The sequence below is a fragment of the Streptomyces sp. NPDC034085 genome (assembly GCF_055575555.1).
The window spans coordinates 362547-383445 of sequence record NZ_JBVISL010000006.1 but is presented as its reverse complement, the minus strand read 5'-3'; the positions used below and the strand labels follow the sequence as shown (position 1 = coordinate 383445).

Genomic DNA, 20899 nt, shown 5'->3' with positions numbered 1-20899 from the left:
GCGTGCCGCGGCCGGGAGGGGGGTGCCTCAGAGGGCCCGGACGTAGGGGCGGTGCGACGGGTCGCGGACCTCGCCCACCAGCATCTCCAGGACGTCCTCCAGCGCCACCAGGCCCAGGATGCGGCCCGCGGGGTCGGCCACCTGGGCGAGGTGGGTGGCGTCGCGGCGCATCACGGTGAGGGCGTCGTCCAGCGGGAGGGTGGAGCACAGCGTGGTCATCCGGCGCCACACCCGCTGCGGAACGGCCCGTTCGCGGTCCTCCAGGTCGAGGACGTCCTTGACGTGGAGGTACCCCATGAAGGCCCCGGTCTCGGAGCGGACGGGGAAGCGGGAGTAGCCCGTACGGACCGTCAGCTGCTCGATCTGCCGGGGGGTGACCGCGGGGCCCACCGTGACCAGGCGGTCCCGCCTGAGCAGGACGTCGGTGACCGGGCGGCTGCCCAGTTCCAGGGCGTCCTCCAGGCGTTCCTGCTCGACCGGTTCGAGGAGCCCGGCCTGCCGGGAGTCCTTCAGGAGCCGGCCGAGCTGCGCGCTGGTGTAGACGGCCTCGACCTCGTCCTTCGGTTCGACCTTGAACAGGCGCAGGACGAGGGCCGCGCACGCTCCGAGGGCGGCCGTGACCGGGCCGCAGACCCGGGCGAAGGCGACGAGGCCGGGGCTGAACCACAGGGCGGTCCGCTCCGGGGCGGCCATGGCGAGGTTCTTCGGCACCATCTCACCGATGACCAGGTGCAGGAAGACCACCGCCGACAGGGCGACCACGTAGCCGAGGGGGTGGATCAGCCCCTCGGGCACGTGCGCGGCGTGGAAGACGGGCTCCAGCAGCCGGGCCACCGTGGGCTCGGCGACGGCTCCGAGGGTGAGGGAGCACATGGTGATGCCGAACTGGGCGGCGGCCATCATGCGCGGCAGGTTCTCCAGGCCGTACAGCACCTGGCGGGCCCGCGAGGAGGCGGCGGCCAGGGGCTCGATCTGGCTGCGCCGTACGGAGACGAGCGCGAACTCGGCTCCGACGAAGAAGCCGTTGGCCAGGACCAGGAGCAGGGCGAAGAGCAGTTGGAGGGCGTTCACCGGGCGGCGCCTTCCAGCTCGGAGGCCGGCCGGGCGCTCGCGGGGGCCGGCACCGCCGTGAGGCGGACCAGCCGCACCCGTTCGGCGCGGTTGCGCCGAACCTGGCGGACGGAGAGCTTCCAGCCGGGCAGCTCGGCGCGGTCCCCGGGGGCGGGGATGCGGCCGAGGATGTCGGCCACGAGCCCGGCGACGGTCTCGTAGGGCCCCTCGGGCACCTCGAGGCCTATCCGGCGCAGGGTGTGGACGCGGCAGCTGCCGTCGGCCTCCCAGGAGGGCCGGCCGTCCTCCGCCGGTACGGCGGCCAGTTCGGGGCTGTCGTCCTCGGCGAGGTCGTGCTCGTCGCGGACCTCTCCGACGAGTTCCTCCACGATGTCCTCCAGGGTGACCACGCCGGCGGTGCCGCCGTACTCGTCGACGACCACGGCCATCGGCTGTTCGCTGCGCAGCCGCTCCAGCAGCGGCTGCACCGGCAGGGAGCCGGGCACCAGCAGCGGGGCGACGCAGATCCGGCCGACGGTGGCGCGGGCGCGTTCGGACTCGGGCACGGCGAGGGCGTCCTTGAGGTGGACGACGCCGGTGATCTCGTCGATGCGCTCGCGGTAGACCGGGAAGCGGGACAGGCCGGTGGCGCGGGTCAGGTTCAGCACGTCGGCCGCGGTGGCCGTGTGCTGGAGGGCGCTGACCTTCACGCGCGGGGTCATGACGTGCTGGGCGGTGAGCTCGCCGAGCGACAGGGTCCGTACGAAGAGGTCGGCGGTGTCCTGTTCGAGCGCGCCGGCCTGGGCCGAATGGCGGACCAGCGAGACCAGCTCGCCCGGGGTGCGGGCGGAGGCCATCTCCTCGGCGGGCTCGACGCCGAGGGCCCGCACGAGGCGGTTCGCGACGGAGTTGAGGCCGGCGATGACGGGCCGGAAGGCCCGGGAGAAGACCTGCTGCGGGCCGGCCACGAAGCGGGCCACCTGGAGCGGCCGCGAGACCGCCCAGTTCTTCGGGACGAGCTCGCCGACGACCATCTGGACGGCGGAGGCGAGCAGCATGCCGATGAAGACGGCGACGCCGGAGACGGCGCCCGCGGGCAGGCCGGTCGCGGCGAGCGGCCCCGACAGCAGGGCCGCGAGGGCCGGTTCGGCGAGCATGCCGACCACGAGGGAGGTGATGGTGATGCCGAGCTGGGTGCCGGAGAGCTGGAAGGACAGCTCCCGCAGGGCCTCGACCACCGTGCGGGCACGGCGGTCGCCTTCGGCGGCGGCGCGTTCGGCCTCGGGCTTCTCGACGGTGACGAGGCCGAACTCGGCGGCCACGAAGAAACCGTTCGCGAGGATGAGCGCGAAGGCCGCCACGAGCAGCAGTAGCGGGATGGTCATGCCGCCGTCCTGATGGGGAGGGCGGCGCGGGTACTACCGGACGATCCGTCCATTGCTGGAGGGAGTCACTCCTCTGGTCGCAGGTGCCCACGGGCCACGGGGTCCCGGGGCGGGTGGGAGGGCGCACAGCTGCGCCCCGCCACCAGGGTAGTCATTGAGATCGCCGCCGCAATGGGACGCCGCGACGGGCTCGGCCGGGTCAGTGGCCGTCCGGGCCGGTTCCGCGGGTCTCGGCGAGGGCGCGCAGGGCGCGGGCGTCGCCGATGGCGCGGGCCTTGGCGATGCCGGGCTGGATGCCGAGGACCGGCAGGCTGGTGCCGTCGCTGAGGTCGAGGAACACCCACGGGTCGCCCGGGCGGAGGTTCACCCGCAGGATCTGCGCCCACTCCAGGCGGCGGGTGGTGGTGAGGTTCACCACGGTGACCCCGGCCTCGTCCGCCACCACCTTGGGGCGGCTGAGCAGGACGAGGACGGAGGTCAGCAGGACGGCGGTGAAGACGAAGCTGATCCGCTCGCCGGGGCTGAGGTTCTCCAGGAGCACCGCGATCGCCGTGATGGTGGCGAACATGGCGAGCCCGACGCCCAGCAGCACCGCCCGGGTCCGGGTCGGCCGGAAGGTGACCGGCAGGGCGGGCGGTGCGGGGTGGGCGGCGGACTCGCTCATGGTGCGCTGGGCCTTCTGGGTATGGCGTGACGGGAGGGACGGCGCGGGGGCCGGGTCCGGGCAGGGCCCGGCCGCGGCGGTGGCCTGGACGGCCTAGAGGCGGCAGGCGTGGATCGAGGTGGTGAGGATCGCCCGCGCGCCGAGCTCGTACAGGTCGTCCATGATCCGCTGCGCCTCCTTGGCGGGGACCATCGCGCGGACCGCGACCCAGCCCTCGTTGTGCAGCGGGGAGATGGTCGGCGACTCCAGGCCCGGGGTGAGGGCGACGGCGCGCTCCAGGTGCTCGGCGCGGCAGTCGTAGTCCATCATCACGTAGCTGCGGGCCACCAGGACGCCCTGGAGGCGGCGCAGGAACTGCGCGACCTTGGGGTCGTCGTTGTCGGCGCCGGTGCGGCGGATGACGGTCGCCTCGGACTGGAGGATCGGCTCGCCGACGACCTCCAGGCCGGCGTTGCGCAGGCTGGTGCCGGTCTCGACGACGTCGGCGATGACCTGGGCGACGCCGAGCTCGATGGCGGTCTCGACGGCGCCGTCCAGGTGGACGACAGAGGCGTCGATGCCCTGGTCGGCGAGGTGCTTGGCAACGATCCCCTCGTAGGAGGTGGCGATCGTCATGCCGCCGAAGTCCTCGGGGCCCTTGGCGGTGCCGGGCTTGGTGGCGTAGCGGAAGGTGGAGCGGCCGAAGTTCAGCGGCAGGATCTCCTCGGCGTTGGCGCCGGAGTCCAGCAGCAGGTCGCGTCCGGTGATGCCGATGTCCAGCTTGCCCGAGGCGACGTAGATCGCGATGTCCTTCGGGCGGAGGTAGAAGAACTCGACCTCGTTGTCGGGGTCGACCGTGACGAGTTCCTTGGACTCCTTGCGCTGGCGGTAGCCGGCCTCATGCAGCATCGCCGACGCCGGTCCGGAGAGTGAACCCTTGTTGGGGACGGCGATGCGCAGCATGAGCTTCCTTTGGTGCGTAGAGAGCGAAAGGGGGTGGGCGGGGCGGCAGCCCCGGTGCGAGGGCTCCGGCCTAGAGGTGCGCGTAGACGTCGTCGAGGGAGATCCCGCGCGCGACCATCATCACCTGGACGTGGTACAGCAGCTGCGAGATCTCCTCGGCGGCGGCTTCCTTGCCCTCGTACTCGGCGGCCATCCAGACCTCGGCGGCCTCCTCGACGACCTTCTTGCCGATGGCATGGACGCCCTTGGCGACGAGCTCGGCGGTACGGGAGGTGCTGGGGTCGCCGTCGGCGGCCTTGAGCTGGAGCTCGGTGAAGAGTTCTTCGAAGCTCTTGGTGGGTTTGTTCGCCATGATTCCCTCAGGGTACGGGTTCGGCGCGCACCCCCGGTGCCGGGGTTCACTCCGTGGACTACCGCCAGGGTTCGCTGACGGTGCGCAGGGTCATGGCGGTGGAGACGGCGGCGGTGACCGCTTCGTGCCCCTTGTCCTCGTTCGACCCCTCAAGGCCGGCGCGGTCCAGCGCCTGCTCCTCGTTGTCGCAGGTCAGGACGCCGAAGCCGACGGGCACTCCGGTGTCGATCGACACCTGCACCAGGCCCTGGGTGACGCCCTGGCAGACGTAGTCGAAGTGCGGGGTGCCGCCGCGGATAACCACTCCGAGGGCGACGACGGCATCGTAGCCGCGGCCGGCCAGTACCTTCGCCACGACCGGCAGCTCGAAGCTGCCGGGGACGCGCAGCAGGGTCGGCTCGTCGATGCCCAGCTCGTGCAGGGCCCGCAGGGCGCCGTCGACCAGACCGTCCATGATCTTCTCGTGCCACTGGGCCGCGATGACGGCCACCCGGAGGTCTCCGCAGTTCTTCACGCTCAGTTCGGGTGCGCCCTTGCCGCTCACAGCTCTGCTCCTCGGTGTTTCGTTCCGCTGGGGTGTCTTGAAGGGGGTGGGTGTACGTGCTTACTGGTTGCCGCAGGCGGAGGTGGGTACGGCACCCTCCAGCCAGGGCAGGTCGTGCCCCATCCGGTCCCGCTTGGTGCGCAGGTACCGCAGGTTGTGCTCGCCCGCCTCGACGGGCATGGGCTCCCGGCCGGCGACGGTGATGCCGTGGCGGACGAGGGCGTCCGACTTGTCGGGGTTGTTGGTCAGCAGCCGGACGCTGCGGACGCCGAGGTCGGCGAGGATCTGGGCGCCGGCCCCGTAGTCGCGGGCGTCGGCGGGCAGGCCGAGTTCCAGGTTGGCGTCCAGGGTGTCGCGGCCGCGCTCCTGGAGTTCGTAGGCGCGCATCTTGGACAGCAGTCCGATGCCCCGGCCCTCGTGGCCGCGCAGGTAGACGACCACGCCGCGGCCCTCGGCCTGGATGCGGGCCATGGAGGCCTGGAGCTGGGGGCCGCAGTCGCAGCGCTGGGACTGGAAGATGTCACCGGTCAGGCATTCGGAGTGCATCCGGACCAGGACGTCCTCGCCGTCGCCGATCTCACCGGTGACGAGGGCGACGTGCTCGACGCCGTCGGCGGTGGAGCGGTAGCCGTACGCCGTGAACTCGCCGGCGGCGGTCGGCAGGCTGACCTCGGCCTCGCGGCGCACGGTCGGCTCGGCGGAGCGGCGGTAGGCGATCAGGTCCTCGATGGAGATGATCGTCAGGCCGTGCTTGCGGGCGAAGGGGATCAGCTCGGGCAGCCGCAGCATCACCCCGTCCTCGCCGGCGATCTCCACGATGGCGCCGGCGGGCCGCAGGCCCGCGAGGCGGGCGAGGTCGACGGCGGCCTCGGTGTGGCCGTTGCGGACCAGGACGCCGCCGGGCTTGGCACGCAGCGGGAAGATGTGGCCGGGGCGGACGAAGTCGCCCGCCTCGGAGGTGCCGTTGGCCAGCAGGCGCAGGGTGGTGGCGCGGTCGGCGGCGGAGATGCCGGTGGTGACGCCGTGGGCGGCGGTCGCGTCGACGGAGACGGTGAAGGCGGTCTTCATCGACTCGGTGTTGTTCTGGACCATCTGCGGGAGCTCCAGGCGCTCCAGCTCGGGGCCCTCCATCGGCGCGCAGATCAGGCCCCGGCACTCGCTCATCATGAACGCGACGATCTCGGGAGTGGCCTTCTCGGCGGCGATGACGAGGTCGCCCTCGTTCTCGCGGTCCTCGTCGTCGACGACGACCACGGGACGGCCGGCGGCGATGTCGCGGATGGCCTGCTCGACGGGGTCGAGGCGGAAGGTCTCCTGGGCGGGGTCCGGCACGGACTTGAGGATGGTGGTCATGCCGTTGCTCCTTCGAGGGCCGTGGCGGGGGTGGTGCGCGAGCGCTGGTACCAGTCGTAGGCGCCCCACAGGACGAGCGCGAAGTAGACGACGTAGACGAGGCCGGAGAAGACCAGGCCGCTGTTGAAGGCGAGGGGCACGCCGACGAGGTCGACGAGGAGCCAGGCGAACCAGAACTCCACGAGGCCGCGGGCCTGGGCCACCATCGCCACGATCGTGCCGACGAAGATGTAGGCGTCGGCCCACGGGCTCCACGACAGGGCCGGGTAGAGGGTGAACAGGCCGCCGACGGCGAGGGTGCCCGCCGCCGCCCCGGCCAGGAGCAGTCCGCGCTCCTTCCAGGTGGCGGTGCGCACGGCGATGGAGCCGTCCTGGGCGCTGCGGCGGCCGAGCTGCCAGGCGCGCCAGCCCCAGACCGCGACGGAGATCACCAGCAGCTGCTTGCCGATGCCGCCCGCGAGGTGGGCGGAGGCGTAGGCGGCGACGAGGATCAGGCCGGACAGCAGCTGGGCGGGCCAGGTCCATATGGAGCGCCGCCAGCCGAGGGCGAGGGCGGCCAGGCCCATCAGGTTGCCGATCATGTCGGACCAGATGACCTTCTGGCCGAAGACCTCGAAGGCCTGGGCGTTGAGCCAGGTCAGGGCGGTCACTGGTCCGTCTCCTTCGCGTCGAGGGGGTTCACGCCGGCGGCCAGCAGGCGCTCGACGTACTTCGCGAGGACGTCGACCTCGAGGTTGACCGGGTCTCCGCTCTGCTTGATGCCGAGGGTGGTCAGCGCGAGGGTGGTGGGGATGAGGCTGATGGTGAAGTAGTCGGCGGCGGCCTCGACCACGGTGAGGCTCACGCCGTCCACAGTGATAGAGCCCTTCTCTACGACGTACCTTGCGAGGTTCTCCGGCAGCGAGACCTTGACGATCTCCCAGTGCTCCGAGGGGGTGCGGGAGAGGATCCGTCCGGTGCCGTCCACGTGGCCCTGGACGAGGTGGCCGCCGAGCCGTCCGCCGAGGGCCATGGGGCGCTCCAGGTTCACCCGGGAGCCGGCGGCCAGCGCACCGAGGCTGGAGCGCTTGAGCGTCTCCTGCATGACGTCGGCGGTGAACTCGCCGTCCGCGGTGTCCACCACGGTCAGGCAGACGCCGTTGACGGCGATCGAGTCGCCGTGCTTGGCGCCTTCGGTCACGACGGGGCCGCGCAGACGGAAGCGGGAGGCTTCGGCGAGCTGCTCGACGGCGGTGACCTCGCCCAGTTCTTCGACGATTCCGGTGAACACTCAGTGCTCCTTGGGGGCGTGGGTGGGGACGGCGGTGATGCGCAGGTCGGTGCCGGTGCGGACGGCTTCGGTGATCTCGAGGCGGACCGCGTGGGCGATGTTCGTGATGCCGGCACCGGCGAGGGCGGCGGGGCCGGCGCCGAGGAGGGCCGGGGCGATGTAGCCGACGACACGGTCGACGGCCCCGGCCTCCAGGAAGGCTCCGGCGAGGGTGGGGCCGCCTTCGAGGAGGACGGAGCGCACGCCGCGTGCGTACAGCCGCTCGAGGAGTTCGCGGACGTCGACGCGGCCGTCGTGCAGCGGCAGCCGCAGGACGTCGGTGCCGGGCAGGTGCGAGGTGTCGGCGTCCTCGCCGGTGACGAGCAGGGTCGGGGCGGCGTCGTCCAGGATCCGGGCGGCCGGCGGCAGGCCGGCGCGGGTGTCGAGGGCGACGCGCAGCGGCTGGACGGCCCCGTCGATGCCGCGCACGGCCAGGTGCGGGTCGTCGGCGCGCAGGGTGCCGCCGCCGACGAGGACCGCGTCGGCCTCGGCGCGCAGCCGGTGCACGTCGGCGCGGGACTCCGGGGAGGTGATCCAGCGGCTGCTGCCGTCCTCGGCGGCGCTGCGGCCGTCGAGGGTGGCGGCGTACTTCCAGGTGACGTGGGGGCGGCCCAGGCGCACGGAGGTCAGCCAGGCGGCGTTGCCCTGCTCGGCCTCGTCGGCGAGGAAGCCCGCCTCGGTGCGGACCCCGGCGGCGCGCAGGGTGGCTCCGCCACCGCTGGCCTGGGGGTTCGGGTCGGAGACGGCGTAGACCACGCGGGTGATCCCGGCCTCGATGAGCGCCTGGGCGCAGGGGCCGGTGCGGCCGGTGTGGTTGCAGGGTTCGAGGGTGACGTAGGCGGTGCCGCCGCGGGCGGCTTCCCCCGCGGCGCGCAGGGCATGGACCTCGGCGTGGGGGCCGCCCGCCCGCTCGTGCCAGCCTTCGCCGACGACGGTGCCCGCGGGGTCGGTGATGACGCAGCCGACGACGGGGTTGGGGCTGGTGGAGCCGAGTCCGCGGGAGGCCAGCTCGACGGCCCGGCGCATCGCGGTGACGCTCGGGTCGGGTGCTGCCTGCGCGGCGTGTGTCGCCACCGGGTCCTCCTGCCTCATCGGGCACGGACTCCGGGGCCTGTCGGGATACGACAGATGAAGCGGGTGAGCACACGCGGGGACGCCGAGGCCGGAGATACGGTCCTTCCGACACGTATCCGCTGGGGATACGCCGATGGACCGCCGACGGCGGCGTACCGGTGACTGGCCCGCCGCGCACTGCCTCCCATCCGGACTTTAACCGTCGGTCCAGGAATTTCACCTGGTCAACCGGCCGCTGGATGCGGACGGGTCGCGGACTATACCGCCGGTTCGGAATTACACCGACCCCGGAGTGCGCTGCTACTGGTACTAGGGCCAGTGTGCCACGGGTGATCCGCGGCCATGCGGGTGAAGCGCTGTGGCCTGGCTCACAGGCCGGCCGTTTTCGAGCGCCCCTCGTGCGCCGGTGGCGCCGGGACATCCACCCCGCCCGGCTTTGGTCCAGACCTATTGACGGGTTGGTCTAGTCCTCTTAACGTTCCCTTCATCTTCCCCGGGAGCCGGCCTGCCGACGTGCGCACGTCACGGGCCAACCAGCGCCGCCTTTCCGCCAGTTGCCGCACGTCGGCCCTGCCATCCTCCCCTCCCCAGGAGGCACCATGCCGTCCCCCACACGAACGAGAGCGATGCTCCTGGCATCCGGCGCCGCAATCGCCGCGATGCTGGCCGGCGGGCTCTCCGCGGGCGTCTCGCACGCCGCCGACAACGAATCGTGCCGCCCCGACGGGCTCTACAAGACCGCCGGCGTCGACGTCCCGTACTGCTCCGTCTACGACTCCGAAGGCCGCGAGAAGATGGGCGCCGACCACCAGCGCCGCGTCATCGGCTACTTCACCGGCTGGCGCACCGGCAAGGACGGCACACCCGCCTACCTCGCCAACAACGTCCCGTGGTCCAAGGTCACCCATCTGAACTACGCCTTCGCCCACGTCGGCGCCGACAACAAGATCTCGGTCGGCGCCGACAACGCGAACAACGCCGCCACCGGGATGACCTGGCCGGGGGTCGCGGGCGCCGAGATGGACCCGGCCCTCCCCTACAAGGGCCACTTCAACCTGCTCAACAAGTTCAAGAAGCAGTACCCGAACGTCAAGACGCTCATCTCGGTGGGCGGCTGGGCCGAGACCGGCGGCTACTTCGGCGACGACGGCAACCGCGTCGCCTCCGGCGGGTTCTACTCGATGGCCACCAACGCCGACGGCTCCGTCAACACGGCGGGCATCAACACCTTCGCGGACTCCTCCGTCGAGTTCGTCCGCACGTACGGCTTCAACGGCGTCGACATCGACTACGAGTACCCGACCACCATGAAGGACGCGGGCAACCCGCTGGACTGGCAGCTGTCCAACGCCCGCCGCGCCGGCCTGGTCAAGGGCTACGACGTCCTGATGAAGACCCTCCGCGAGAAGCTCGACCGCGCGGGCGCCGCCGACGGCAGGCACTACCTGCTCTCCGTCGCCGCCCCCTCCTCCGGCTACCTGCTGCGCGGCATGGAGACGTTCCAGATGCAGCAGTACCTGGACTACGTCAACATCATGTCCTACGACCTGCACGGCGCCTGGAACGAGTACGTCGGCCCCAACGCCTCCCTCTTCGACGACGGCAAGGACGCCGAACTGGCGGCCGCGGGCGTCTACTCCACCTCCCAGTACGGCGGCGTCGGCTACCTCAACACCGACTGGGCCTACCACTACTTCCGCGGCTCGATGCCGTCCGGCCGGATCAACATCGGCCTGCCGTACTACACCCGCGGCTTCAAGAACGTGCAGGGCGGCACGGACGGCCTGTGGGGCAAGGCCCCGGCCACCAGCTGCCCGGCGGGCGCCGGTCTGACCAAGTGCGGTGACGGCGCGGTCGGCATCGACAACCTCTGGCACGACCTGGACGCCAACGGCGCCGAGTCCCCGGCGGGCTCCAACCCGATGTGGCACGCGAAGAACCTGGAGAAGGGCGTCGTCGGCGACTACGTCACCAAGTACGGCTTCCCCGCGAACACCACGCTGACCGGCAGCTACGCCCGCAAGTACGACTCCACGCTGGTGGCGCCGTGGCTGTGGAACGCGCAGAAGAAGGTCTTCCTGTCGACGGAGGACGAGCAGTCGGTGGCCGCCAAGGCCGACTACGTGGTGAACAAGGGCATCGGCGGCACGATGGTCTGGGAGCTGGCCGGCGACTACGCGTACAACGCGGCCAAGGGCCAGTACGAGACGGGCGACACGCTCACCTCCCTGATGTACGACAAGTTCAAGGCCGCCGCCCCGTACGGGGCGAAGAAGGCGACCTCGGCCCTGCCGGCGCAGGCCGTGGACATCAAGACGGAGTTCACCGACTTCAAGCTGGGCGACTCCAACTACCCGATCACCCCCAAGCTCAAGATCACCAACAACACCAGGAGCACGCTGCCCGGCGGCACCGAGTTCCAGTTCGACTACGGCACCTCCGCCCCGGCCAACGCCTCGGACCAGTCCGGCTTCGGCACCAAGGTGATCGCCACCGGCCACAGCGGCAGCAACGCGGGCGGCCTCAAGGGCGACTTCCAGCGGGTCTCCCTGAAGCTCCCGGCCTGGCAGTCGCTGGCCCCGGGCGCCTCGGTCGACCTGGCGTTCAACTACTACCTGCCGGTGTCCACGCCCTCCAACTGGACGGTCACCGTCTCCGGCACCGCCTACGCCCTCACCGGGGACCGCGCGCGCGGCGCCACGCCGACGGAGCCCGGCGGCACCCAGCCGCCGACCACGCCTCCCACCACCCCGCCGACCACTCCCCCGACGACGCCGCCGACCACCCCCGGGGCCTGCACCGGCCCGGCGTACGCGGCCGGCACGGTCTACAACGCGGGGAGCGTGGTCGCGCACAAGGGCCACACCTGGAAGGCCCAGTGGTGGACGCAGAACGAGGAGCCCGGCACCACCGGCCAGTGGGGCGTCTGGAAGGACCTGGGCGCCTGCTGACCCACCACCCCCTCCCGGAGCAGCGCAGATGAGGACCCGGCGGCCCGACGGCCGCCGGGTCCTCGCGCGTGCGGGTCCTCCCCGCGCGGAAATTCCCCCGCGCGGGCTGTCACGTTCCGGCGGGCTGCCCTGTCACCTGGAGGCAAGCACCGCGAACAGGGAAGGACCCCACACCATGAGCACGATCCTCGTCACCGGCGGCACCGGGAACCTCGGGGCCCTCGTCGTCACCCGGCTGCGCGGCCGGGGACACGACGTCCGGGTCCTGAGCCGGAGCTCCGCCGACTTCCCCGTCGACCTGCGCGACGGCACCGGGCTGGACGCGGCGATGGCCGGCGCGCAGGTGGTGGTGCACTGCGCGAGCTCGCCCCGCGGGGGTGACGACGTGGCGGCCGGGCACCTGATCGAGGCGGCCCGGCGCAGCGGCACCGTCACGAACGTCGTCTACATCTCGATCGTCGGGGTGGACGAGATCCCGTTCCCCTACTACAAGGTCAAGCTCCGGGTGGAGCGGCTGCTGGAGGAGTCGGGGCTCGGGGTGACGATCCTGCGGACGACCCAGTTCCACGATCTGGTGGCCCAGGTGGTGGACGCGGCCGCCAAGCTGCCGGTGGTCCCGCTGCCCGGCGGCGTGCGGATCCAGCCCATCGCCGTGGAGGAGGTCGCGGACCGGCTGGCCGAGCTGGCCGTCCCGGCTGCGGCGGGCCGGGTGGCGGACATGGGCGGCCCGGAGGTCCGCACCCTCCAGGAGTGGGGCCGCCTGCACCTCGCAGCGACCGGCCGCAGGCGCCGTGTGGTCCCGCTGCCGCTCGCGGGCAAGGCGTACGCGGGCTTCCGGCGCGGCGGCAACCTGGCGCCCGGGCGGGCGGTGGGCCGCGGGACCTACGCGGAGTACCTGGAGCGGCGGGGCTGAGCGGTCAGCCGAAGAGGGCGTCCTGGGCGGCCTCCCGGGCGGCGAGGCGGGCGCCCTCCAGGACGGCCGGGCCGCCCAGGGCGGTGGCGCGGACCGCCGTCGGGACGGGGGTCAGGGTGGTGAGGCGGTGTGCGACGCGGGCGGCGAGGGCCGGCCCGCCCGCGCGGCCGATCTCCCCGCCGAGGACCACGCAGCCCGGGTCCAGGATCGCGGCGACTGCTGCGGCCGCGAGGGAGAGCCGCTCGGCGAGGGCGTCCAGGAAGGCCTCCCCGGCGGCGCCGGCGACGGCCTCCTCCACCGGCCCGGCGAAGCCGTGTTCCGCCGCCAGCGCGGCCACCGCCGCCCGGCCGGCCAGGGCGTGGAAGCCGCCGCCGCAGTCGGTGGCCGAGGGGAGGCCGCCGGTGCCGGGTACCGGCAGGAAGCCGATCTCCCCGGCCCCGCCGGAGGCGCCCCGGCGCAGCCGCCCGTCCAGCACGACGGCGGCGCCGACCCCCGCGCCGAGCCACAGCAGTACGAAGGAGTCCAGGTCGCGGGCGGCGCCGCTGCGCTGCTCGGCCAGGGCCGCCAGGTTGGTCTCGTTCTCCACCACCACCTGGGCGGGCAGCCTCCGCTGGAGGGCGGCCACCAGGTCCCGGTGCCAGGCGGGCAGGCCGCCGGTGTCGCGCAGCTCGCCGCTCGCCGGGGCGACGAGCCCGGGGGCGCCGACGACCACGGTGTGCAGCTGCCGGGCGCCCGCCTCGCGGGCCAGCTCCTCCAGCCGGTCCACGGCCTCGCCGACCGCGTCGACGGGCAGGGCGGCCCGGGCCAGGGGGCGTCCGAGCAGGTCGGTGACCACGGCCGTCGCGCTGTCGGTCCGTACGTCCAGCGCGGCCAGGTGGGCCCGGTCGGCGACGATCCCGTAGAGGCGGGCGTTGGGGCCGCGGCGCTGTGCGCCGGACTCCCCGACGACCTGGATGAGCCCGGCCGCGCCGAGCCGTTCGACCAGGTCGGCGACGGAGGGGCGGGACAGGCCGGTCAGCCGCTTGAGCTGGGCCGCCGTCAGGGGGCCCTCCGCCTGGAGGAGTTCGAGCGCGAGGCGGTCGTTGATGGCCCGGGCCGTGCTCGGCGAGGCGGGGGACGGCACGGTCGGCGCGGTGGCGGGGGTCGGCACCTTGGCAGGGATCACGGCGCCCATCTTAAGGAGGGACGGCCACTAACTATCAGGCAGGCTCCCTGATAGTTTACGTCCATGACCGGGGAATCCGACCTCAGCCCGGCGCGCCTGCGCCATGCCCGCTTCGCGATCGCCGCCGTCTTCTGCGCCCACGGCGCCGTCACCGGCTCCTTCGCCACCCGCATCCCGTGGATCCAGGAGCACGCCCAGCTCGGTGCGGGCACCCTGGGCCTGGCCCTCGCCTTCCCCGCGCTGGGCGCGGCGCTCGCGATGCCGCTGGCCGGGCGGATCAACCACCGCTTCGGCGCCCGCACCGCCCTGCGCGGGATGCTGGCGCTGTGGACCCTGTCGCTGGCGCTGCCGAGCCTGGCTCCGGACCTGTGGACGCTCTGCGCCGCACTGTTCGTCTACGGGGCCACCTCCGGCCTGTCGGACGTGGCGATGAACGCCCTCGGGGTGGAGACCGAGAACCGGCTCGGCCGTTCCGTCATGTCCTCGCTGCACGGCATGTGGAGCGTCGGCGCGCTGCTGGGATCGGCCGCCGGTACGGTCGCCGCGCACGCGGGGACCGACGCCCGGCTCCACCACCTGGTGGCCGCGCTGGCCCTGACCGCGGCCGGGCTGGTGGCCGTACGCGGGGTGCTGGACCTGCGGGCGGAGCGGGAGGCGGAGGCTCCGCCGCGCTTCGCCCGGCCCCCGAAGGCGGCCCTGCTGATCGGCGGGGTGGGTTTCTGCGCGGTCTTCGCCGAGGGGGCGAGCCTGGACTGGTCGGCCGTGTACCTGCGGGACGTCCTGGACGCGGCGGCGGGCCCGGCCGCCGCCTCCACGACGGCCTTCGCGCTGACCATGGCACTGGCCCGGCTGGCCGGGGACCGGGTGGTCGACCGGTTCGGGGCGGTGCGCACGGTGCGCGCGGGCGGGGTGCTGGCCGTCGCGGGCGGGCTGGTGGTGGTCGGCGTGCGGCATCCGGCGGCGGCCATGGCGGGCTTCGCGCTGATCGGGCTCGGCATCGCGGTGGTGGTGCCGCTGGCCTTCGCGGCGGCGGCGCGCAGCGGCCCGGCTCCGGCGCAGGCCATCGCGGGGGTCGCGACGATCACCTACACCTCGGGGCTGATCGCCCCGTCGGCGATCGGCGCGGTGGCGGACGCCAGCTCGCTGGTGGTGTCGTTCGCACTGGTGACCCTGCTGGCGTGCGCGCTGACCGTGGGGGCGGGCGTCCTGCGGCCGAGGCCGGAGCCGGTCGGCTCCGCCAACCGGGACGAACCCGCCCCTATCCGGCCGTAATATATCCGCTGGCCCGCTGCGCGACCGACCGGCAGGCGGCCAGGATGCTTGATCGGCCGACGGAACGGAAGTGGTGGGACATGGGCTTCGGCGTGCGCTGGACCCTGCACGGAGACGGGCGGACCCCCGCTCCCGGCGCGGTGGTACGGCCGGAGGAGCGGCTGTCGTGGCCCCGCACCGCCGGGCTCGGCGCCCAGCACGTCGTCGCGATGTTCGGCGCGAGCTTCGTCGCCCCGGTCCTCATGGGCCTGGACCCGAACCTGGCGATCATGATGTCGGGCGTCGCGACGGTGATCTTCCTGCTCGCGACGCGCGGCCGGGTCCCCTCCTACCTGGGCTGCTCGCTCTCCTTCGTCGGCGTCGCCGCGGCGATCCGGGCGGGCGGCGGTGACAGCGCGGTGGTCACCGGAGCGGTGTTCACCGTCGGCGCGGCGCTGTTCCTGGCGGGCCTGGCCGTCCAGCGGTTCGGAGCGCGGATCATCCACGCGGCGATGCCGCCGGTGGTGACGGGCGCGGTCGTCATGCTGATCGGCTTCAACCTGGCCCCGGTGACGGCGTCGACGTACTGGCCCCAGGACCAGTGGACGGCGCTGCTGACCATGCTGTTCACCGGGCTCGCGGTCGTGTGCCTGCGCGGGTTCTGGTCGCGCATCGCGATCTTCCTGGGGCTGGTCTTCGGGTACGCCCTCTCCTGGCTCTCCGACCTGGTCCTCGGCAGGATCCACTCCCCGGTGGGCGGGACCGCGGCCGTGGACCACTGGCGGCTCGACCTCTCCGGTGTGGGCAAGGCCGACTGGATCGGGCTGCCGTCCTTCCACGCGCCGTCCTTCGAGTGGTCGGCGATCCTGATCGCGCTGCCGGTGGTGATCGCGCTGATCGCCGAGAACGCCGGGCATATCAAGGCCGTCGGCGAGATGACCGGCGACCCCCTCGACGACAAGCTCGGCACCGCCATCGCCGCCGACGGCGCGGCGTCCATGCTGTCCACGGCGGTCGGCGGCCCGCCGAACACCACCTACTCCGAGAACATCGGGGTGATGGCCGCCACCCGCGTCTACTCCACGGCCGCCTACTGGGCGGCGGCCGGCTTCGCCCTGCTCTTCGGCCTGTGCCCGAAGTTCGGCGCCGTCGTCGCCGCGATCCCCGGCGGCGTGCTCGGCGGCATCACCGTGATCCTTTACGGCATGATCGGCCTGCTCGGCGCGCAGATCTGGCTGAACGGCCGGGTGGACCTGCGCAATCCGCTGAACCTCGTACCGGCCGCCGCAGGCATCATCATCGGCGTGGGCGGGGTGAAGCTCCGGTTCACCGACAGCTTCGAACTGGGCGGCATCGCGCTCGGCACGATCGTGGTGATCACCGGTTACCACGCGCTGCGCTACTTCGCCCCCGCGCACCTGAAGGAACAGCGGCCGCTGCTCGACGCCGGCACCTCGGACTACGACACCGGCGCCGGCAAGCGGGGTTGACGGGCCTTTCGCCCGAACCGGCGAAGCAGACGGCCAAGTTCCCCGCGCGGGGCGTCCCGGCTGGGACGCTGCCCCCATGGAAGCGGTACTCGCGCGGATGCGCGCCCTCGACGAGCGGCTCCCCGCGCAGGACGGTGTGGCCGTCTTCAACCGGGTGTACATGACCGTGACGCAGACCCTGCACCGGCGGATCGGGCAGGGCCGGTTCCCGGCGCCCCGGCGCGCCGAGACACTGGCCGTCCGCTTCGCCGAGCGGTACCTGACGGCGGTGGAGGCGGACCGGGCCCCCGCCTGCTGGCGCCCGCTGCTCCAGTACCGCCGCCACCCGGGCGTGCGCCCGCTCCAGCACGCGCTGGCCGGGATCAACGCCCACATCGGGCACGACCTGGCCCTGGCGGTGGTGTCCACCTGCCGCGTGCTGGACTGCCCGCCCTCGGCCCTCGAAGCCGACTTCCACCAGGTCGGCGACACCCTGGTCGCCCTGGAGGAACGCATCCGCGAGGACCTGATGCCGGGCCCGGATCTGCTGGAGATCGCCGACCCGCTCACGCACCTGCTCGGCTCCTGGAGCCTGGAGCGCGCCCGCTCGGGCGCCTGGGCCTCGGCGCGCCTGCTGTGGACCCTGCGCCGCTCCCCCGACCTGGCCGAGGAGTTCGAGGAGTCCCTCGACGCGGGCGTCGGCCTGGTGGGCCGCTGCCTCCTGACCCCGACGGGCGGCCGGCCCGCCGCGCGGAGCTGCCCGTCCGCCTGGTGACGCCGCCGCGCGTACGGGCATGCCGCTGCGCGGGGCCGCCCCCGACCCGCCCTTCCACCGTCCCCCGGGCTCCGCCCGGACCCCTTCCTGGGGGCTTCGCCCCCAGACCCCCGCGCAGCGGAAACACGAACCGGCCCCGCCCCAGCCACGCCGGACGGAGTCCGGCGCAGCGGCGCGAAGCCGGTAAGGCGCCCTGGGGCCGCACCGCGCGGGCGGTGCGTCGAGAGGATCAGTCCTCGGGGAGTTCGACCGGGGCGATCTCGTCGTAGACGTCGCCCGGGCCGGGGTTGGCGGCGTCCGTCGAGCCGCCGAGGTGGTGCATGACGCCCCAGACCGCGTTCAGGGCGGTCTGGACGGCGCCCTCGGCCCAGCCGGCCGTCCAGGAGATGTCGTCGCCCGCGAGGAAGATGCCGCGCTTGTCCTCGGGGAGGCGGTCCTGCATGAAGTGGGTGAACAGGCGCCGCTGGTAGCGGTAGTGACCCGGCAGGTTGGCCTTGAACGCGCCCATGAAGTAGGGCTCGTTCTCCCAGGACACGGTCACCGGGTTGCCGATGATGTGGCGGCGGATGTCGACCTTGGGGTAGATCTCGCCGAGGGACTTCAGCATGACCTCCATCCGCTCGCTCGCGGACAGCGGCAGCCACTTCAGGCTGTCGTCGCACCAGGTGTACGACAGGCAGATGACCGCCGGCTGGTCCGGGCCGTTGTCCAGCAGGTAGGTGCCGCGGGTCATGCGGTCCGTGAGCGTCATCGACATGACGTCGCGGCCCGTCTCCTCGTCCTTGTCCAGCCAGAAGGGGCGGTCGACGGGGATGAAGAGCTTGCTGGACTCCATGTAGTGGGTGCGCTCGATCGCCGTCCAGTGGTCGATCGGGAAGAGCGTGTCGTCACAGGCGATCTTGGACAGCAGCATCCACGACTGGGCCGTGAAGATCGCGGCGCGGTAGGTGCGGATGTCGCCGGAGGCGTCGGTCACGGTGATGCGGTTGCCGGCCGTGCGGTGCAGGCGGGTCACGGCCGGGCGCGGGGCGCCGTCGTGCAGGGAGGACAGGGACGTGCCCTGGGCCCAGTACAGGATCTTCTCGGGCTCGCGCTCCCACAGGCGCAGCGGCAGCTGCTGCGAGCCGCCGACGATGCCGCGGTGGTGGTCGTCCGCCTCGGTGTAGACGACGCGCAGGATCTCCAGGATGGAGTTCGGGAAGTCCGTGTCCCAGCCGCCGGTGCCGAAGCCGACCTGGCCGAAGATCTCGCGCTTGCGGAAGGACTTGAAGGCCTCGGACTTGCAGAGGAACCCGTAGAAGGTCTCGTCGTCCAGCTTCTCGACGAGCTTCGCCCAGATCTCGCGGATGCGCGGGACGTCCCGCTCGCGCATCGCGGTGTTCATGTCGGAGAAGTCGGCGCCCTCGTCGAGGCAGGCGTTCCACGCGGCGGCGACGTCGCGGTAGACCTGCGGGAGGTCGGCGATGGTCTCGGCGTAGTGGGTCTCGCCCTTGAGGTCCACCACCGTGGAGGGGGTGGCCTCGGCCAGCGGGTTCGGGAAGGGCTGGGTCTGCAGGCCCACCAGGTCGATGTAGTGCTGGAGCGCGGTGGAGGACGGCGGGAAGCGCATGGCGCCCATCTCCGCGGTCAGGCCCTCGGTACCTGCGCCCTCGAAGCCGACCGTGCGCAGCCGGCCGCCGATCTGGTCGGCCTCGTACACGACGGGCTTGAGGCCCATCTTCATCAGCTCGTAGGCGGAGATGATGCCGGACAGGCCGCCGCCGATGACGGCGACCTCGGTGCCGTGCTCGGTCGCCGGTATCTGGCCCAGGCCCGCCGGGTGGGCGAGGAAGTCGTCGTAGGCGTACGGGAAGTCCGGCCCGAACATGGTGATCGGGGGCTGACCGTCGCTGTGCGGGACGGCGGTGGTGGGCACCGTGGACGTCATGGGGGTACGTCTCCTTGCGGCAGAGCAGGCGGGGCGGGGAGGGCGGAGCGGGGGCTTAGACGAGGGAGGCGTAGAGCCCCGGGCGGCGGTCGCGCAGGTACGGGTTGGTCTCGCGCGAGGCGGCCAGCAGCTCGGCGTCGACCTCCCCGTAGACCATCTCCTCGCCGCGGCCGGCACGGGTGCGGGTGACACCGTCGGGACTGGCGAGGCAGCTGAGGCCGACGAACTCGAACGCGCTCTCGGGGCCGGTCCGGTTGACGTACGCGATGTACATCTGGTTCTCGAAGGCCCGTACGGGCACGAGCTGTTCGGCGACGAACTGGAAGGGGTGCATCTGCGCGGTCGGGACCAGGAGGAGGTCGGTCCCGGCGAGCGCGTGGGCCCGTACGTTCTCGGGGAACTCCACGTCGTAGCAGATCATGATGCCGACGCGGAGGCCGTTGAGGTCCGCCTGGACGACGGGGGCGTCGCCGGGGGTGAAGGCGTCCTGCTCGAAGCAGCCGAACAGGTGGGTCTTGCGGTAGTTCGCCAGCCGCGAGCCGTCGGGGCCGACCAGCTGCGCCGAGTTGTAGACGGTCTCGCCGTCGCGCTCGGGGTAGCCGTACAGGACGGCGATGCCGTGGCGGCGGGCGATGCCGGCGACGGCGTGGGCGGACTCGCCGTCGGCCGGTTCGGCGAACCCCGGTACGTCCTGGAGGTCCAGCGCGTACCCGGTCAGGAACATCTCCGAGGTCACGAGGAGCCCGGCCCCGCCCTGTGCGGCGCGCGCCGCGGCCTCGTCGAGCCGCTTCAGGTTCTCGGCGGTGTCGCCGAGCCGTCCGGAGCTCTGGAGGAGTGCGGTGCGCAGCGGGGGCATGGGCGTACCTCTGTGACAGGTGGGGCGGGGGGTCGTAAAACGGTACGTTCGGGCGTTCGATCCGGACAAGCCGTGAGCGTTGCGCTGGGCGCATCGATTCGTTGCGCGTTCTGCGGGGTGCACGGCGATTCGTTGCGCGGGCGGCGCGAGGGGCGCCCGGGGCGCCGGAAGGGCAAGCGGGGAGGGCCCGGGCGGGGCGCGCGGCGGGCGCCCCGCCGCGCGTAGCCTGCGGGGCGCCGTCCAGGGAAGGAACCGCACCGGGAGACGGTGCTGCGCATCCCCGGCGTCCAGCCGGACGGCCGGGCGGTACGGGCCGAGCCCGCGCCGGAGGCCATCCGGCTCGGCCCCGCCGACGTGGCGGAGATGACGGCGCTGGTGGCGCTGACCAGCCGGGCCCCTTCCTGCCGCGCGCCGTCGAGCTCGGCACCTACCTCGGGATCCGGCACGAGGGCGGGCTCGTGGCGATGGCCGGGGAGCTGATGCGGCCGCCGGGCTGGACGGAGATCAGCGCGGTGTGCACCCACCCCGACCACCGCGGCCGGGGCCTGGTGGGACGGCTGGTCCGGGCGGTGGCCGCCGGGATCCGCGAGCGCGGCGACCTGCCCTTCCTGCACGCGGCGGCCGCCGACACGGGCGCCATCGGGCTGTACGCGTTCACCCTGCGCCGCGAGCCGGTCTTCATCGGCGTCCGCACCCCGGCGCAGGAAAACGATCATCCGTAACACGCTTTAACACGGGGTTCATTGAGTACCGCCGGAGTTGCCCGTAGCGTCGGCGGAACGGGAGCGCGGGCAGCGGGCGGACGGCCGTGGCGATGAACACGCGGCAGATCAGCGGTCGTCCGGCCCGCCACCGCGCTCCCGTTCCCGCCCGCGTGGCGGTTCCGTGTTTCAGTGCGCGCCGAGCGGTCAGATGCGCT

The 20899-nt window shown here is 72.9% G+C and carries 18 protein-coding genes, 1 pseudogene and 1 riboswitch; of the genes and pseudogenes, 6 read left to right on the top strand and 13 right to left on the bottom strand.

All coding sequences use genetic code 11. The features are described from left to right. Positions 1–27 precede the first annotated feature (27 nt). The 10 genes from ACZ501_RS23075 to ribD all read right to left on the bottom strand — a co-directional run bounded on the left by ACZ501_RS23075 (position 28) and on the right by ribD (position 8625). On the bottom strand, positions 28–1071 hold the full coding sequence (locus ACZ501_RS23075; RefSeq protein WP_361603369.1) for a hemolysin family protein: 1044 nt from the start codon (positions 1069–1071) through the stop codon (positions 28–30). Beyond that, on the bottom strand, positions 1068–2435 hold the full coding sequence (locus tag ACZ501_RS23070; protein WP_468797623.1) for a hemolysin family protein: 1368 nt from the start codon (positions 2433–2435) through the stop codon (positions 1068–1070). The genes ACZ501_RS23075 and ACZ501_RS23070 overlap by 4 nt, the downstream gene beginning before the upstream one ends. Positions 2436–2634: 199 nt before the next feature. Continuing rightward, positions 2635–3099, bottom strand: coding sequence for a PH domain-containing protein (locus ACZ501_RS23065; protein WP_361603375.1), 465 nt, complete (start codon positions 3097–3099; stop codon positions 2635–2637). 93 nt (positions 3100–3192) lie between these two features. Continuing rightward, entirely contained in the window at positions 3193–4041 is an 849-nt protein-coding gene (gene hisG, locus ACZ501_RS23060; RefSeq protein ID WP_361603378.1) for an ATP phosphoribosyltransferase, read from the bottom strand. Positions 4042–4111: 70 nt separating this feature from the next. Continuing rightward, on the bottom strand, positions 4112–4393 hold the full coding sequence (locus ACZ501_RS23055; RefSeq protein WP_361603381.1) for a phosphoribosyl-ATP diphosphatase: 282 nt from the start codon (positions 4391–4393) through the stop codon (positions 4112–4114). 58 nt (positions 4394–4451) lie between these two features. Continuing rightward, the gene (gene ribH, locus ACZ501_RS23050; protein WP_361603384.1) at positions 4452–4937 is read right to left on the bottom strand and encodes a 6,7-dimethyl-8-ribityllumazine synthase; all 486 of its coding nucleotides are present in this window, start codon (positions 4935–4937) and stop codon (positions 4452–4454) included. 60 nt (positions 4938–4997) lie between these two features. Further along, positions 4998–6290, bottom strand: a complete 1293-nt coding sequence (locus tag ACZ501_RS23045; RefSeq protein WP_361603387.1) for a bifunctional 3,4-dihydroxy-2-butanone-4-phosphate synthase/GTP cyclohydrolase II — start codon at positions 6288–6290, stop codon at positions 4998–5000. Continuing rightward, on the bottom strand, positions 6287–6940 hold the full coding sequence (locus ACZ501_RS23040) for a nicotinamide mononucleotide transporter family protein (protein WP_361603390.1): 654 nt from the start codon (positions 6938–6940) through the stop codon (positions 6287–6289). The genes ACZ501_RS23045 and ACZ501_RS23040 overlap by 4 nt, the downstream gene beginning before the upstream one ends. Further along, complete coding sequence (locus ACZ501_RS23035) at positions 6937–7560, bottom strand: riboflavin synthase (RefSeq protein ID WP_361603393.1); 624 nt, start codon at positions 7558–7560, stop codon at positions 6937–6939. Before ACZ501_RS23035 ends, ACZ501_RS23040 begins: the two co-directional genes overlap by 4 nt. Beyond that, on the bottom strand, positions 7561–8625 hold the full coding sequence (gene ribD / locus ACZ501_RS23030; RefSeq protein ID WP_468797714.1) for a bifunctional diaminohydroxyphosphoribosylaminopyrimidine deaminase/5-amino-6-(5-phosphoribosylamino)uracil reductase RibD: 1065 nt from the start codon (positions 8623–8625) through the stop codon (positions 7561–7563). Between the two features lie 218 nt (positions 8626–8843). Beyond that, positions 8844–8973: riboswitch (FMN riboswitch) on the bottom strand. A 299-nt stretch (positions 8974–9272) separates the two neighbouring features. On the opposite strand from ribD, the gene ACZ501_RS23025 reads away from it, so the two are divergent. Both ACZ501_RS23025 and ACZ501_RS23020 read left to right on the top strand, forming a co-directional pair. Continuing rightward, positions 9273–11624 carry a chitinase C-terminal domain-containing protein gene (locus tag ACZ501_RS23025; RefSeq protein ID WP_468797620.1) on the top strand — a complete coding sequence of 784 codons (2352 nt, stop codon included), beginning with the start codon at positions 9273–9275 and terminating at the stop codon, positions 11622–11624. 175 nt (positions 11625–11799) lie between these two features. After that, positions 11800–12537, top strand: a complete 738-nt coding sequence (locus ACZ501_RS23020) for an SDR family oxidoreductase (RefSeq protein WP_468797617.1) — start codon at positions 11800–11802, stop codon at positions 12535–12537. Positions 12538–12541: 4 nt separating this feature from the next. On the opposite strand, the gene ACZ501_RS23015 is transcribed toward ACZ501_RS23020, so the two are convergent. Then, positions 12542–13711, bottom strand: coding sequence for an ROK family transcriptional regulator (locus ACZ501_RS23015; protein ID WP_468797614.1), 1170 nt, complete (start codon positions 13709–13711; stop codon positions 12542–12544). 54 nt (positions 13712–13765) lie between these two features. Between ACZ501_RS23015 and ACZ501_RS23010 the strand changes: the two genes are divergently transcribed. The 3 genes from ACZ501_RS23010 to ACZ501_RS23000 all read left to right on the top strand — a co-directional run bounded on the left by ACZ501_RS23010 (position 13766) and on the right by ACZ501_RS23000 (position 17197). Beyond that, positions 13766–14974 carry an MFS transporter gene (locus tag ACZ501_RS23010; RefSeq protein ID WP_468797611.1) on the top strand — a complete coding sequence of 403 codons (1209 nt, stop codon included), beginning with the start codon at positions 13766–13768 and terminating at the stop codon, positions 14972–14974. 80 nt (positions 14975–15054) lie between these two features. Continuing rightward, on the top strand, positions 15055–16443 hold the full coding sequence (locus ACZ501_RS23005) for a uracil-xanthine permease family protein (protein WP_361609729.1): 1389 nt from the start codon (positions 15055–15057) through the stop codon (positions 16441–16443). A gap of 76 nt (positions 16444–16519) precedes the next feature. Next, positions 16520–17197, top strand: coding sequence for a DUF5995 family protein (locus tag ACZ501_RS23000; RefSeq protein WP_361609721.1), 678 nt, complete (start codon positions 16520–16522; stop codon positions 17195–17197). Between the two features lie 229 nt (positions 17198–17426). On the opposite strand, the gene ACZ501_RS22995 is transcribed toward ACZ501_RS23000, so the two are convergent. Both ACZ501_RS22995 and ACZ501_RS22990 read right to left on the bottom strand, forming a co-directional pair. After that, positions 17427–19124 carry a flavin monoamine oxidase family protein gene (locus tag ACZ501_RS22995; RefSeq protein ID WP_361609723.1) on the bottom strand — a complete coding sequence of 566 codons (1698 nt, stop codon included), beginning with the start codon at positions 19122–19124 and terminating at the stop codon, positions 17427–17429. 55 nt (positions 19125–19179) lie between these two features. Next, entirely contained in the window at positions 19180–19980 is an 801-nt protein-coding gene (locus tag ACZ501_RS22990; protein WP_468797608.1) for a carbon-nitrogen hydrolase family protein, read from the bottom strand. A 270-nt stretch (positions 19981–20250) separates the two neighbouring features. Here ACZ501_RS22990 and ACZ501_RS22985 point away from each other — a divergent pair. Continuing rightward, positions 20251–20702, top strand: a pseudogene (locus ACZ501_RS22985) (GNAT family N-acetyltransferase); the annotation flags it as partial. Positions 20703–20899 lie beyond the last annotated feature (197 nt).